General features: G+C 72.5%; 8 protein-coding genes and 1 pseudogene. 4 read left to right on the top strand and 5 right to left on the bottom strand.

Translation table 11 applies throughout. The features are described 5' to 3' along the window. Nucleotides 1-184: 184 nt before the first annotated feature. Complete coding sequence (locus ACFVV1_RS38645) at nt 185-2,911, bottom strand: LuxR C-terminal-related transcriptional regulator (protein WP_389999691.1); 2,727 nt, start codon at nt 2,909-2,911, stop codon at nt 185-187. 288 nt (nt 2,912-3,199) lie between these two features. On the opposite strand from ACFVV1_RS38645, the gene ACFVV1_RS38640 reads away from it, so the two are divergent. Both ACFVV1_RS38640 and ACFVV1_RS38635 read left to right on the top strand, forming a co-directional pair. Next, nucleotides 3,200-5,590, top strand: coding sequence for a LuxR C-terminal-related transcriptional regulator (locus ACFVV1_RS38640; protein WP_389999688.1), 2,391 nt, complete (start codon nt 3,200-3,202; stop codon nt 5,588-5,590). After that, nucleotides 5,587-8,190, top strand: a complete 2,604-nt coding sequence (locus ACFVV1_RS38635; RefSeq protein ID WP_389999685.1) for a LuxR C-terminal-related transcriptional regulator — start codon at nt 5,587-5,589, stop codon at nt 8,188-8,190. Before ACFVV1_RS38640 ends, ACFVV1_RS38635 begins: the two co-directional genes overlap by 4 nt. 16 nt (nt 8,191-8,206) lie before the next feature. On the opposite strand, the gene ACFVV1_RS38630 is transcribed toward ACFVV1_RS38635, so the two are convergent. From ACFVV1_RS38630 to ACFVV1_RS38620, 3 genes and pseudogenes are all read right to left on the bottom strand, one after another. Then, complete coding sequence (locus ACFVV1_RS38630) at nt 8,207-8,914, bottom strand: response regulator transcription factor (RefSeq protein ID WP_389999683.1); 708 nt, start codon at nt 8,912-8,914, stop codon at nt 8,207-8,209. A 767-nt stretch (nt 8,915-9,681) separates the two neighbouring features. After that, a pseudogene (locus ACFVV1_RS38625) lies at nt 9,682-9,804 on the bottom strand (hypothetical protein); the annotation flags it as partial. Nucleotides 9,805-9,964: 160 nt separating this feature from the next. Beyond that, on the bottom strand, nt 9,965-10,882 hold the full coding sequence (locus ACFVV1_RS38620) for a hypothetical protein (protein ID WP_389999680.1): 918 nt from the start codon (nt 10,880-10,882) through the stop codon (nt 9,965-9,967). On the opposite strand from ACFVV1_RS38620, the gene ACFVV1_RS38615 reads away from it, so the two are divergent. Both ACFVV1_RS38615 and ACFVV1_RS38610 read left to right on the top strand, forming a co-directional pair. After that, a complete protein-coding gene (locus ACFVV1_RS38615; protein WP_389999677.1) occupies nt 10,873-11,265 on the top strand; it encodes an NADase-type glycan-binding domain-containing protein in 393 nt (130 codons plus the stop codon). The genes ACFVV1_RS38620 and ACFVV1_RS38615 overlap by 10 nt on opposite strands. A 397-nt stretch (nt 11,266-11,662) precedes the next feature. Beyond that, nucleotides 11,663-13,048, top strand: coding sequence for an MFS transporter (locus ACFVV1_RS38610; protein ID WP_389999675.1), 1,386 nt, complete (start codon nt 11,663-11,665; stop codon nt 13,046-13,048). A gap of 58 nt (nt 13,049-13,106) precedes the next feature. Here the strand turns inward: ACFVV1_RS38610 and ACFVV1_RS38605 are convergent, their stop codons facing one another. Beyond that, nucleotides 13,107-13,586: an NUDIX domain-containing protein gene (locus tag ACFVV1_RS38605; RefSeq protein WP_389999672.1), complete on the bottom strand. Its 480-nt coding sequence runs from the start codon at nt 13,584-13,586 to the stop codon at nt 13,107-13,109. Nucleotide 13,587: the final 1 nt, after the last annotated feature.

Genomic DNA, 13,587 nt, shown 5'->3' with positions numbered 1-13,587 from the left:
TTCCGCGGTCCCGCATCGCCGGTTCGGTTTACCGAACGGTAGCCCGTTCGGTGCACCGATCGGTCACCGAAGGGGGTATCCCGCCCGGGCCCGATGGCAGGCAGCCGCCGGGGCCGAGACGTCCGGCGATCCACCGCCACGTCGAAGCCCGCGGCCCGGGGCCGGGAGGCACAGTCGCGTGGGGTCACAGTCTCTCGGCAAGCACTCCCGAACCGAAGGCGGCCTTTCCCGCCATGCGGCGCACGGCCGGAATCAGCCCTGACCTGCCGTTCACGCCCAGCCGCTGGTACAGCCTGGTCAGGATCTTCTCCACGGCGCGCCGTGTGACGCCGAGCGCCTCCGCGGCGTCCTGGTTGGTGTGTCCGAGAGCCACCAGGGAGGCGACCCGGCGCTCGGTGTCGCTGAGCAGCCCGCCGCCCGCCAGCAAGGCTCCACGCGGCTCCCCGTGCAGGGACGACGGCTGCGGCCCGCTCCAGCATCGCAGCAGTGACTCGCCGGTCGCCTCGGCGATCCGGTCCGCTTCGGCGAGGAGTTCGGCGGAGCCGGGTCGCCCGGCCGCACGCAGCCGGTTTCCGTAGGCTGTCAACGACCGCCCCAGCTCCAGGGCGTTGGAGCCTCCCCTGAGCACTGCGACGGACTCGGCGAGCAGGGACAGCGCATAGCGGCCGCGAACGACCGTACCCCAGATGCGCAGGACGCGGCCGAGTGCGGCCGGGGCGCCCAACGCCCGGGCCCGGTCGCAGGCGCGGGAGAGGAGTTCGAGCGCGGCCTCCGGATCGCCGAGGCGGAGCAGCAGGGGCGCGCACCACAGGTCCACCGGGAACAGCGTCCGATTGCACCAGCCCGCCGCCTTGGCGCGGCGGGTGGCGTCCTGCAGGTCGGCGACCAGGGCGGGCAGTTCACGTTCCGGGGTCGGCGAGGCCTGCAACACCCGCAGGGCGAGGCCGCACACCGGTCCCCCGGTCCCCGCGGCCAACAGGACCCGCAGGCGCTCGGCCAGCCAGGGATCGCCCGTCTCGACCGCCACGGACGTCAGGCCGAGCACGGTCAGCCAGTCGTTGTCCCCCAGCGCGACAGAGGTCCCCGTGCAGGCCTCGCACGCGTCCGACCAGGCGTCCGCGAGCCGGCCGGCGTGCAGGGCGGTCAGCGCCCGCCACCCCAGCACATGGATCCGCAGCCGTTCGTCACCGCGCTGCCGTGCCGTTTCGAGTGCCATGTCCAGCCAGCTGCGTGCGGGTTCCTCCGTCTCGGACACCGCCGCGCAGGCGATCGTCAACGCGGGCGCGGCGTACGCGGAGGCGGCCGATGCCGGTTCGTGCTCCAGCATCCAGCGCACCCGGGCGGCCACTTCGGGGGCGGGCAGCCGTCCGCCGATGACGCCGACGAAGACAAGGACCGACGTGAGTTCGCGCTGCGCCGCGGTCCCCGGCCCGGGACCGAAACCGGGATCCAGGGCGCGCAGGCGCTCGACCGCCGCTGCCGGGGCCGCCGGGTCGGTGAGATCGAACAGCCGCGCGCGGGCCTCCAGCCTCAGGCCGAGTTCCGTCGCTTCGGGATCGGCCGTCGGCGCCGTGCCCTGTTCCCCGGCGTCCCCCATGTGTTCGTTGCCGGCGTGCTCGAGCATCTCCGACGCCGCCTGCGAAGCGGAGAGGAACAGCGTCAGCGGCACGCACGCCACGACCGCGGCGCGCTCGCGGACGGTGCTCAGCAGGGGCAGCGCCTGGCCGACGTGGCGCAGCATGGCGGAGGTGTCGGCGTCCTGCTCCGCGTCGGCCAGAGCAGCCAGGAAGTCGCCACGCTGCGCGCTGTCGGGCGGGAACTCACGCAGGGCCCGGCGCAGGCAGCGGATCGCGAGGGCGTCGTCCCCACGGCTCCACACTTCGCATGCGGCCTCTCGCATCACCCGCGCGGCGTCGGCCCACTCCCCCGGGCCGACTTCCAGGAAGTGCGGGACGATCCGCTCGGCCGGAGCCCCCGTGTCGTGGAGCAACTCGGCTGCGCGGCGGTGGAGTCGGGTGCGGTCGGCGAGGGAGAGGCCGTCCTCGGCGATCTCGCGTACGCAGTCCCACAGAACGGGCGGCGTCCAGCGGTCGGCGGCCCAGCCGAGCCGGAGCAACGCTCGTGCCGCGGCGGCCCCCTCGGCCGGGTCCAGATCCGCGAGACGGGCGAGGACGGGCGCCTCGGCCGCCCCGCCGAGGATCGCGGCGCAGTGGGCGAGCCGACGGACGGATTCCGGGTGGCCGGTCAGGGCCGCGGCCACCCGGGCCCGCAGGTTCCAGGGCGCCGGCCGGGCGCGGGCGAGGTCGAGCAGTCGTGCGGGGGCGAGACGGTGCGGGGTGTCCAGGCGGTCGAGCAGTGAGGTGATCAGGGCCGGATTGCCGCTCGTCGCACGGGTCCAGGCCCCGACCTGCTCGTCGAGGAGGACGATGCCGCGCTCCTCCAGCAGGGCGCGCGCCCCTTCCGCGCCGAGCGGCCCCATCCGGACCAGGTGGTCCGCGGCCGACAAGAAGTCCTGCACGCCCGGCAGTTCGACGGCCGACTCGCCCTCGCAGACCGCGACTGCCATGAGCAGCGGGACGGGTCCCGGGTCGGCGAGCAGCCGGGCCAGCCACGCCAACGAGGTCTCATCGGCCCATTGCAGATCGTCGACGAGGAGGGCCACCGGGCCGACGGCCTGTGGGAGGGGCCGGCCGGGGAGGCCGAAAGGGAGGCCTTGTTCCAGGCGGCTGCCGCGGGCTCGTCGTACCACGAACCCGTCCCTCGCGGCCAGTTCCGCGACCGTGTCGAGGAATACCGAACGACCCGTGCCCGGTGCGCCCGTGACTGCCACGAGCACGACGTCGCCGGTCTGCACGCGGGCCATTGCCGTACGGATCGAGCCAAGACTGTGCATCCGCTCACGAAGCGGCAAGGGGGCCTCCATTCACGGACAGGGGTGAGCAAGTACGCGTTCTTCCAGGGCAAATGGGCCCAGCCTGCCTCCTGAACAGGGCCGCCGCCCCACAACAAAAAATCACAGGATTGCCATATCGTCATGATTATGAGTTCGAGCCGATCAGATCCCGTGCGTCCCGTCCTCTCGTTCTCGGCTTCTCGATCCGCCTCCCCCGCGGCTGCCACCTCTGTCGTCCGGCCCGCCCGTCCGGGCCCTTCGGACTGCCCGATCCCCGCGGAACGGTTCCGAGCGCACTGTGTGGTGATGCTCGGCTCCCCCGACCGCACCCCCGTGGACACGATCGCACGCCATGTCGGTGACAGGTGCGGACGGGAGGCGAGCGTGCGGTACGTCGGCTGCCGACGCGAGGCGGCCGGCACGGAGCACGCCGTGCTGCGGCGCCTGCTCGGCGCGGCCCACGACGAACGGCTCCCGCCGCGCGAGGTACGGCACGCGGCCCTGGCACTGGTCGACGGCCTGTTGGCGCGCGGGCCGCTGGTCCTCGCCATCGGCGACGCGCAGTGGTGCGACGAGGGCACGCTCCGTTGCATCGACCATCTGATGCGCGCCACGGCCGGGGCGCCGCTGACCGTCCTGCTGAGCCTGTCGCCCAGTCTGCTGGCCGCGGCCGAGGCGGCGTTCCACGAATTGGTGGCGCGGGACTACTGCTCGGTCGTCCACGCCACCGGCCTGTGGCCGTCCGGCACCGCCCGGCCGGCCGCCGGGAGCCTCGACGAGCTCGGCCGGCGCGAGCCCGGTCTGCTCCGGGTCGCCCAGGCGGCGGCGCTGCTGCGCAGCACCGAACCGGATCTCGTCGGTGCCCTGGCCGGGATCCCCTCCGGAGTGACCGGCAGGCTGCTGGAGTCCGCCCAGGCCCTCGGTCTGCTCCCGGGACGGATCCCGGCGCGCGATGGCCTGCCGCTGCTGGACACGCTGCCCGAGGCCGGGTGCGAGCAGATACGCGCGCAGGCCGCCGAGATCCTCAACGACGCGGCACGACCGGCCGGGCAGGTGGCCGACCTGCTGCTCGGGCAGTCGACGCTGGACCGCCCCTGGATGAATGCCGTCCTCAAGGAGGCGGCCGCCGCCGCGCGGCTCGACCGTCCGGCGTCCGCGGTGTCCTATCTGAGACGGCTCCACGAGGCCGACCCCGACAACGTCACCGTCCGCATGGACCTCGCCGCCGCGCTGCTCGACATCGATCCGGGGGCCGCCCGGAAGCATCTGGAGGGCTCGCTCTCCCGCACGGACGACCCGCTGGTCCGAGCACGCGCCGCCGGCCCGCTCCGACTCACCGCGCTCATGACGCACCGTTACCCGGACACGCCCGACGCGCTCGGCGCTCTGTTGCGCGAGCCGGTGTGCGGCCGTACGGACGATCAGCCTCACTCCCGGTCCCGGCCGGTCCGGGCCGGCGCCTCCCACCGGTCCGGCGACGACCCGACCGAGCATCTGGTGCTCGCCGCCCGCGCACTGCGCACCGCGCTGACGGGAGTCGATCCCGACGCCGCGGTCTGCGACGCCCGTCAGGTCCTGTGGTCCGAGCGGCCGCGCTCCGCCTGGGCCAGGGTCACCGCGGCCCAGGTCCTCGCGCTGGCCGACGACACCACGACCGCGCTCGACCACCTGCGCCGGACCGTCGTGGACAGCGGGCGGCGCGAGGAGGTGTGGGCCGAGTGCCACGCCGCTTCGGCCCGGGCGCTGCTGTTGCTCGAATCGGGCCAGATGTCCGAGGCGGCCGAGTCGGCGCTGGCCGCGTCCTGCCTCTCCGAGCGCCAGGGCAGGGCCGAAGGGACCCACCTGGCGCCGATCGCCCTGGCCCTGGCGCTGGTGGCGCGGGGCGAACTCGACCGGGCCGAGGACGTCCTGCGCCGACTTGACGGCCGCCGCTTCGACGAATCCGTCTGGGAGCACCACCATCACCTGATGGCCAGGGCCCTCCTCGAGCGCGGCCGTGGCCGGACCGAGCAGGCCCTGAGCCTGCTGGAGCGGTGCGGGGCGAGTCTCGCCACCGCCGGGGTGCAGAACCCGGTGTTCACCACCTGGTGGGTGCACAGCACGGAGCTGCTCATGGAGCTGGGCCGGTCGAGCGCCGCCGCGGAGCGGGCCGAACTCGGCCGGCGCCTGGCCGAGCGGTGGCCGACGGCCCGCAGCACCGGGCTGAGTCTGCTGGCCCGGGGCATGGCGGCCGGTGCGGCCGACCGCGTGGACCTCCTCGCCGAGAGCGTTCGCGTACTGGCGCACACCTGTGACCAGCACTCCCACGCGCTCGCCGAACTCCGGCTCGGAACGGCCCTGTTGCAACGGGGGGACGAGAGGGCCGCGCGCACTCGTCTGGACGCGGCGCGGACGAGGGCCGTGCGGTGCGGCCTGAACACCGTGGCCGAACAGGCGCGGGCCGCCCTCGACTCGTCGGGAGGCAGGCCCGCGCGGGCCGTGCTCAGCGACGCCGAGCGTCCCGTGGCGGAGATGGCGGCGGCCGGGGCGTCGAACCGGGCCATCGCCAACGCGCTCTGTCTGACCGTGCGCACCGTCGAGTACCACCTGACGAACGTGTACCGGAAACTCGGCGTCACCGGTCGCGCCGGCCTCGCGAAGCGGTTCCCGTCCCACGGACCGTGCCCGCCCGCGCGCGTGCTCGGCCAGGCACGTTGAGCCCGCTGCCGCGCCCCTCCGCACCGGCCGTCGTGCAGGGCGGTCTCCTGGAGCGGTCGGACGAACTGGCGACGCTGGAGCGGGCGGTGCGCGATGCCGCGGACGGCGTACCGGTGACCGTCGTCGTGCGCGGGCGGCCAGGTACCGGACGCAGCGCCGTGCTCGCCGAGGCCGCCGCGCTCGCCCTGCGGGCCGGACTGCGCGTCGTCACCGCACCTGCCCGCCCGGCCGGCTCCCGAGCCGCGGAGGCGGCGCGCGGTATCCCCGGAGCACCCCTGGCGGTCCTCGTCGACGACGCCCGGGGCGCACCCCCGACGGAACCTGTGGCGTGCCTCGCGGGCCCCGCGGAACCGCGGCCGCTGCTGCGGGTGGTCGCCGGCACCGGCCCGGCGGTTCTCGGCACGGGCGCCGCTCCCCGGTACGAGCTGGCCCTGCGCCCCCTGAGCGCCCACGCCGTGCGGGCGCTGCTCGTCGCGGCGTACGGCGAGAACGCCGCCGACCCGCTCGTGCCGGCCGCGGTCGCCGCAACGGGCGGCAACCCGGCGGTCCTGTGCGCCACGCTCCGGCGGTGGCCCGCTCCGGCGCCCGGTCCCGACGAGTTCGCGGCGCTCGCCGACCAAGTGGGCAGAAACCACCTGCGAAGCACTCTGGCCCGGGCGTCCGAGCGGACGATCGCACTGGTCGGGGCGAGCGCGGTAGCGGGAGGGGACTTCTCCTTCGACCAGGTCTGCGAACTGGCCGAAATCCTCCCGCCGGACCGTGAACGAGCCCGTGCGGAGCTGGCCGGTACCGGGCTGCTCGACTCAATCGCGCACCCCCGGGTGTACGACCCCCTGGTCGCCGACCGGGTTCTCGGCCTCCTGAACGACAGCCGACGCCACGAACTCCACGAACGCGCCGTGGCGTCGGCGCGCCGCGAGGGGCTCCCGGAAGCGGTGCTCGGACGGCTTGTCGCGCAGACCCGGCTGACCGGGCCCTGGGTGCCCGGTGCCCTGTACGCGACGGGCGTGCACGCCCGGCGGTCCGGCGAGGACGCCGCCGCGGTCGCGTTCCTCGAACAGGCGATGGACCGTGGAGCAGCCGAGGGGCTGCGCACGGACGTGCTGCTGGAACTGGCGAGGGCGCAGTCGTCCCTGCGGCCCGAGGCCGCCGACCGCGGGTTCCGCCGCATCCTGGCGGAGGCCACCGCCCCGGACCGGACCGCGGCCCGGCTGCTCGCCGCCGACCTGCTGACCCTGCGCGGCGGCGGGGGCGATGTGGCGGCCGCCCTCTGCGCGGCGGCGGCGGCGGAAACGATGTCCGCGGCGGAGCGGCGCACGCTGCTCGGCCTGCGGAAGCTGGCCCTGGGGACCGGCCCGGCCGCCACCGCACCGGCCTGCGGGACGGTGGCACCGGTCAAGAGTCCCGGGGGCGGGTCGCCGTCGGCGTTCGATCCGGCCGAGGCCGCGGCCGCCGCCTGGCGGCACTGTCTGGCCGGGCGCGGGATCGGCAGGGCCCGCCGGCTCGCCGGCGCCGTGCTCACGCGAGCGGAGGCCGGGCTGTTCACTCCGCGGCTCGTCGCCGCGAGAGTCCTCGCCGTCAGCGAGGACGTGGACCTGGCGCGGGACGGGCTGGAGCGGATCGAGGCGGAGGCCCGGCGGCAGAAGGTGGGCGCGGCGATCGGTCAGGCCCTGCTGGGCCTCGCCGAACTCGCCTTTCGAACCGGCGAGTCGGACGAGGCCGGGGTCCGGCTTGCCCAGGCGGTCGCGGAGGTGCCACGGCGACACTGGCACCCCCGGGTGCTGTCGAGGCTGACCGCGCTGGAGGCGCTCGTAGCCCTGGAGTCCGGGCGGCCGGACCTCGCGGAGTCCGCTCTGGCGGGGGTCCCGCCGAACCGGCACGAGTACTCTCTCGGCCGGACCCACCTGCTGTTCGCCCGGTGCGTCCTCGGCCTGCGCACCGGTCAGATCGCCCAGGCGACGGCCCACTTGCACGAGTGCGGCCGGATCCTCCAGGCCCTCGGCTGTGCGAATCCCGCTGTCGTGCCCTGGCGTCCGCATCTCGCCATGGCACAGGCCACCGTGAACCCGCAGGCCGCGGCCCGCCTGGGTGCCGAAAGCCTCGCGGCGGCCCGGGCCTGGGGCGCGCCGGGCGCCGTCGGTGCTGTCCACCTCTGGACGGGACGCGCCCTCACGGGCCCGACGGCGCTCCGGCATCTGCGGACGGCGGTACGTGTGTTCGCCGGTACGACGACCCGGGGCCTGTATGCGCGAGCGGTGGCGGAACTGGCCTCCGCCCTCCTCGACGCGGGCCGCCCGACGCAGGCGCGAAGCCTGCTGGACGAAGCCGTAGCGGTCGGCCGAGCCGCCGGGGGGCGGTCGGTCCGGCGTGCCGATGAGGTCGCCGCCCGGTTCGCCGCGCAGCCCCTGACGAGTCGGGCACGGTTGAGCCCGGCCCAGCTCAGGGTCGCGCTGCTCGCCGCCGAAGGCCGGTCGAACACGGCGATCTCCGTAGAGCTGTCGGTCAGCGTGCGTACGGTCGAACTCCATCTGACCCACACCTACCGGGCCCTGGGCATCAGTGGGCGAGCCGATCTCGCGGTGGTACTGGGACACCCGTAGGCCGTGTCCGGCCGGACTACGTGTACAGCGCCTCGCCCGTGCCCACCAGCCCCTCGCGCAGGGCGACCGCGACGGCCTGGGTTCGGTTGGGGCAGTTCAGCTTGGACAGCACGATCGCGACGGTGCGCTTGGCGGCGTGCTCGGACACCCCGAGGGCCTCTCCGATCTGCCGGTTGCTCAGCCCGTCGACAAGTAGCTCCAGCACCTTTGTCTCGCGCTCGGCGAGCAACCCGATCGGCGATCTTTTCTGCGGCACGGCGTCCCGGCCGCCGGCCCGGCGCGGCTGTGTCCGCCCGGTCGGCTCCGGCAGCAGCCGCTCACCGTTGGCGAGCCTGCACAGCGCGTCGCCCAGTCCCTCGGTGGTCAAGGCGTCCTGGTCCAGGACGCCTTCACAGGGCACGGCCCCGCCTGACGCGATCCGCGTCACCTCGTTTCCGGGCAGCACCAGCACCACGTGTATCCCGTTCCTGCGGACGACCGCCGCCAGTTCGGCCGCCCACGCGTCCTCACCCTGCCCGAAGCCGTTCACACACCACAGCATCAGCACGTCGCAGGAGAGGATGAGCAATTGGATGGCGTCCTCCGGTGACGGCGCCGTGAACTCCTCGGGCCGGAAGACTGCAGTCTGCTTCACATGGCCGGTCTGCCCCAGCATGGCTGCCAGCCCACCGCGTGCCACCTCGCCCCGTGCCACGACCGCGACCCTGACCGATCCCGTGTTCATGCGGCGCCCCCGTCCATCCATCGACCGACTGCCCGGCGCGACGGCTCCCCAGCAGCCGCTCCTCGCGCACCTGGCGATTATGTCCCCGCGAGGTGCTGTTTTCCGCCACTTCTCCGTTGCAATCGATCGACAATCAGGCCACCGGTCCGACGCGCGTAGACCTCTCCGGGCCTGCGTGTTCACCAGGTGCCGCAAGATCTCGGCCACGACAGCAACCCGGCCGCGCCGTCCTGCCACCCGAAGGCCGTGCCATGCCTGGAACCCCGCGCCGAGGATTTGCAGCCGTTCATGCCGGGCTGGAGCCCGTACCGTCCGGCCCTCTGAGTGACGCGTCCCTGATCACCTTCGTCGAGGCTTTCGTCATGCTCCTGCCGCCGCCTTCCTGGTGGCCGCGCGCACACCCGCGCCAAGAACTATGGCGTCCCGCCACAGGTGACGGTGACCAGCGCTCCTACGGTGTGGCGACACGAACCCGCCCCCGCCAACTGTCCGGAAGCGGTGTTCATGGCGGCCGAGGCATCCGCCCCGCCGACCACCCGCGAGGGTGGGACGGTGTGGCCTCGTTCAGTCAGAAGCGGTGGGACCCGATGGGCTGCCCTGGTGAGGGTGGTGCCGTTGACGCCGAAAAGCTGAGCCAGCAGGTCTCGGGCGCCGATTTTGCGCAGAGCACGGTGGCCAGGACTCGGTCGGCTGGGGTCAGTTCGTCCTTGGCGCCAGCTCCTGGTGCCCGGAGCCGTTCACCTCCGCGTTGACGGAGTCGTTCACGTTCACGTAACGGGGCCAGTTGCGCAGATTCTCCGAGCTGACCCGAGTTCCCGGGCGACCTCCGTGACGGTCTCCCCGGAGGAGCTGGCGAGCGCGATGGCGTCTCGCTTGTACTCCTGCGAGTACCGTTTCGTGTGCTTGCTTCCCGCCTGGTACTACGTCCTCTGGAGCCTCATGTCCCAGTCTCCAGGTGTCCAAGGTTCAGGGGAAGCTTCAGACGGGGCTTCCACCTCGACCGTGGACACGGACGAGGTGGACGTATGAAATCGTGACCCGCGAAGCGGGCTACGACGACTGATCCGTCGGCTGGTCCGTGGGCTGGAAGGCGCGGCTCCGGCGGTCGTACGCCGCCTGTGCCACCGCACGCAGCCGCACGTAGAAGGGGTTGTCCTGGCTGATCTGCCACATGTGCAGATAGATCAGCATCTGGTTGAGCACGGTGTCGTACTCGACCAGCGTGCCGGACGCGTCTCCGGCCGCCTTGCCCCAGCCGACCAGGCGGTCCTTCTGCGCGGGGGTGATCTTGCCCGGCTTCCCTTCGGCCAAATTCGCGAAGGCTTCCGCGTACCGCTCCAGCTTGTGCGGCTGAGCGCCGTAGACCAGCTTTTCCTCCAGCATCCCTCGCTGGAATTCGTCGAACTCGGGGTTTCCGGCCAGCGCCGACTTCAGATCGCTGAGCGCCTGCTTGCGCTCGGCCGCCAGCGCCGCGACCTCCTCATCGGTCGCCCCGGACTGCACCAGCTCCATCACCGGGCTGCTGCCGAACGCCTGGTGGGCCGCGACATGGGTCAGCTCATGGGCGATGTGCCCCAGCAGGAAGGAGGTGCCACCCCTGGCCTGGGTGTCGACGTTGAACGTGAACGCCGGGCCGCCGCCGTCGGTGGCCCCGCTGAGCTTCATGCCCGGCATGCCGCCCTGCGGGTACTGCATCACGGTCACCAGGGGCACCACGGCCATCAGTTCCTCGATTACGGCACGCGTCTCCTCAGGGAGTGCCTGGTCCTCGCGCAGCGCCCCCAACTTCTGGACGAAGTCGCCCATCATCGCGTGGAACTGTTCCGCGGGGACGGCCTGGGCCGCCTTCTGGGCCTCACCGGCCGGCATGCGGATGTCGAGGTCCGGGTTCTTCCCCTCGCTCATCATGCGGTCGACTTCGGTCACCAGGTCCCGGAAGACCGCCTCGGGGTCCAGCTGTGTTTGCACCGCCTCGGCCTGCTCCGGCGTCCGCCGCCGTCGACGGACTGACCAACAAGTACTGGGCGGCACCCACCCTCGGCTCGTCACTGACGTGCGCCTTCGACAAGCCGTTCCGGCTGGTCGGCGTCGTTGTGTACACCGGTGTGTCGACGGAGCCCGAGGAATTCCGGCAGGGGGCCAGGCCCACCCGGGCCGATCTGATCGTCACCGACGCGGACGGCGAGGTCCACGAGAGAGTGGTGACGCTCACCGACAAACCGGGCCGGCAGACGATCCGGACCGGCATCAGCGATGTCGTCTCCGTCCGGCTCGTGCTGCGGGTCGCGTCCGGCCAGGGCGAGGGGCGGCCCATCGCGGTCGGGGAGGTCGAGTTCTTCAAGCGCACCTGAGGCCGGGCGCCGCCCGGGACGGGAGCGGCGCCGCCCGATCCACCCCGAATGCCGAAGTTCAGCGCTGCGTAGTCAGCACCAGGTCAGCACGGGACGGATGATCAGGGGTGTCAGCACGGGACGGATGATCAGGGGTGCTGACATGCGGTGTGAGGTCAACACCAAACCAGCGCGGGAATCAGCACCGGGCCTACAAATCATGCTGAGCGGCGCAACTCCGACAGGTACCCGTAGCCCGCTCAGCGAGCGTCAACGGAGCCCGGGCCGCCGCCTCATGGTGCCCGCGCGCACAGCAGCCTCCCGAACTATGGTCTCCCACCACATACGCCCCTGACCTGCCCCTTCCTACGGTGTGGCGACACGAAACCGTCCCCGCCAACGTCCGGAAGTGGTGTTCATGGCTGCCTCGGCATCCGCCCCGCCGACCACCCGCTCTCTCAAACGCATCGTCGCCGCAAGTCTCATCGGGACCACGATCGAGTGGTACGACTTCTTCCTGTACGGGTCAGCTGCCGCGCTGGTCTTCAACAAGCTGTTCTTCCCCGAGTCCGAACCGCTCGTCGGCACTCTGCTCTCCTTCCTCACCTACGCGGTCGGCTTCGCCGCCCGGCCGCTCGGTGCTCTGGTGTTCGGGCACTACGGCGACCGGCTCGGCCGCAAGAAGCTGCTGGTGCTCAGTCTGCTGATGATGGGCGGAGCGACGTTCGCCATCGGGCTGTTGCCGACCCATGCCACGGTCGGGGCCGCCGCCCCCGTGCTGCTCACCGTCCTGCGTCTGGTGCAGGGCTTCGCCCTCGGTGGTGAGTGGGGTGGGGCCGTGCTGCTCGTGTCGGAGCACGGGGACGCCAAGCGGCGCGGGTTCTGGGCCTCCTGGCCGCAGACGGGGGCGCCGGCCGGGCAGTTGCTCGCCACCGGGGTGCTCTCCGCGCTCACCGCGCTGATGTCGGACTCGGCCTTCGGGGCATGGGGCTGGCGCATACCGTTCCTGCTCTCCGGAGTCCTGGTGATCATCGGCTTGTGGATTCGTCTCTCTGTCGATGAATCGCCGGTGTTCAAGGCAGCTCTGGCGCAGGCCGAGGAGCGCAAGGCGGCCGCCGCGGTCGCCGAGAAGATGCCGCTCGTCGCCGTGCTGCGGCACCACTGGCGCGATGTGCTGATCGCCATGGGCGCCCGGATGGCGGAGAACATCAGCTACTACGTCATCACGGCGTTCATCCTCGTCTACGCGACCACGGCGGCGGACCTGGACAAGCAGACGGCCCTCAACGCGGTGCTCATCGCCTCGGCCGTCCACTTCGCGGTCATTCCGATGTGGGGCGCGCTGTCGGACCGGGTCGGGCGCAGGCCCGTCTATCTGGTCGGTGCGATCGGCGTCGGGCTGTGGATGTTCCCGTTCTTCGCGCTGATCGACACCCGGAGCTTCGGAAGTCTGCTGCTCGCCGTCACGGTCGGGCTCATCTTCCACGGAGCGATGTACGCACCTCAGGCGGCCTTCTTCTCGGAGATGTTCGCGACCCGGATGCGGTACTCGGGCGCGTCGATCGGGGCGCAGTTCTCGTCGGTCGCGGCCGGTGCTCCGGCGCCGCTGATCGCCACCGCGCTGCTCGCGGACTTCGGCAGCTCCGCGCCCATCTCGCTGTACGTCATCGCAGCGGCGCTCATCACCGTGGTGGCTGTCGTCTGCGCCAGGGAGACCAGGGACCGGGATCTCGCGGACATCGAAGGGACCGGCGCGGAGCCGGCCGCACCCGCGGTGGTGGCGACCGACGCCCGTACGGTCTGAGTCGTGTGCGCCGGACGGGGCCGGGGGTACCGGGACCCGTCCGGCGCACAGTGGTTTGTCACTGCTGGACGGTGGGTTCGAACCAGGTGGGTTCGTCGGTCAGGGACTGCTTGATCCTGAAGAGCGAGAACTCGTTCAACGGCGGCAGCGCGTCCACCGGGAACCAGTCCACCTCCAGCGACTCGTCGTCGTTGACGCGGGCCTCGCCGCCGGTCGCCCGGCAGCGGAAGGTGACGTCCAGATACTGGCAGCGGTCGCCGTTGGCGTACTGCACCGGTGCCAGGGCCTGGGTGAGGACCACCCGCTCCGCCACACAGCGCACGGCGGTCTCTTCGTACACCTCGCGCTCCGCCGTCGCCGCCGGCTGCTCACCCGGCTCGCAGATGCCGCCGATGACCGACCACTTGCCGGTGTCGGAACGCCGTCCGAGGAGCACGCGGCCCTCGTCGTCGAAGACCACGGCGGTGACGCCCGGCAGCAGCAGCAGCTGCTGGCCCGCGGTGGCGCGGATCTCGCGGATGAAATCAGGAGTAGCCATG

The sequence above is a fragment of the Streptomyces sp. NPDC058092 genome (assembly GCF_042884935.1).
Taxonomy (GTDB): Bacteria; Actinomycetota; Actinomycetes; order Streptomycetales; family Streptomycetaceae; genus Streptomyces.
The sequence above is the reverse complement of the archived record's forward strand: the minus strand, read 5'-3'. Positions and strand labels throughout refer to the sequence as shown.

Bases quoted from the DNA above. Each gene is read 5' to 3' on its own strand.
- ACFVV1_RS38640 (WP_389999688.1), top strand. From the start codon at position 3,200: ATGCTCGGCTCCCCCGACCGCACCCCCGTGGACACGATCGCACGCCAT.
- ACFVV1_RS38630 (WP_389999683.1), bottom strand. From the start codon at position 8,914: ATGAACACGGGATCGGTCAGGGTCGCGGTCGTGGCACGGGGCGAGGTG.
- ACFVV1_RS38610 (WP_389999675.1), top strand. From the start codon at position 11,663: ATGGCTGCCTCGGCATCCGCCCCGCCGACCACCCGCTCTCTCAAACGC.
- ACFVV1_RS38605 (WP_389999672.1), bottom strand. From the start codon at position 13,586: ATGGCTACTCCTGATTTCATCCGCGAGATCCGCGCCACCGCGGGCCAG.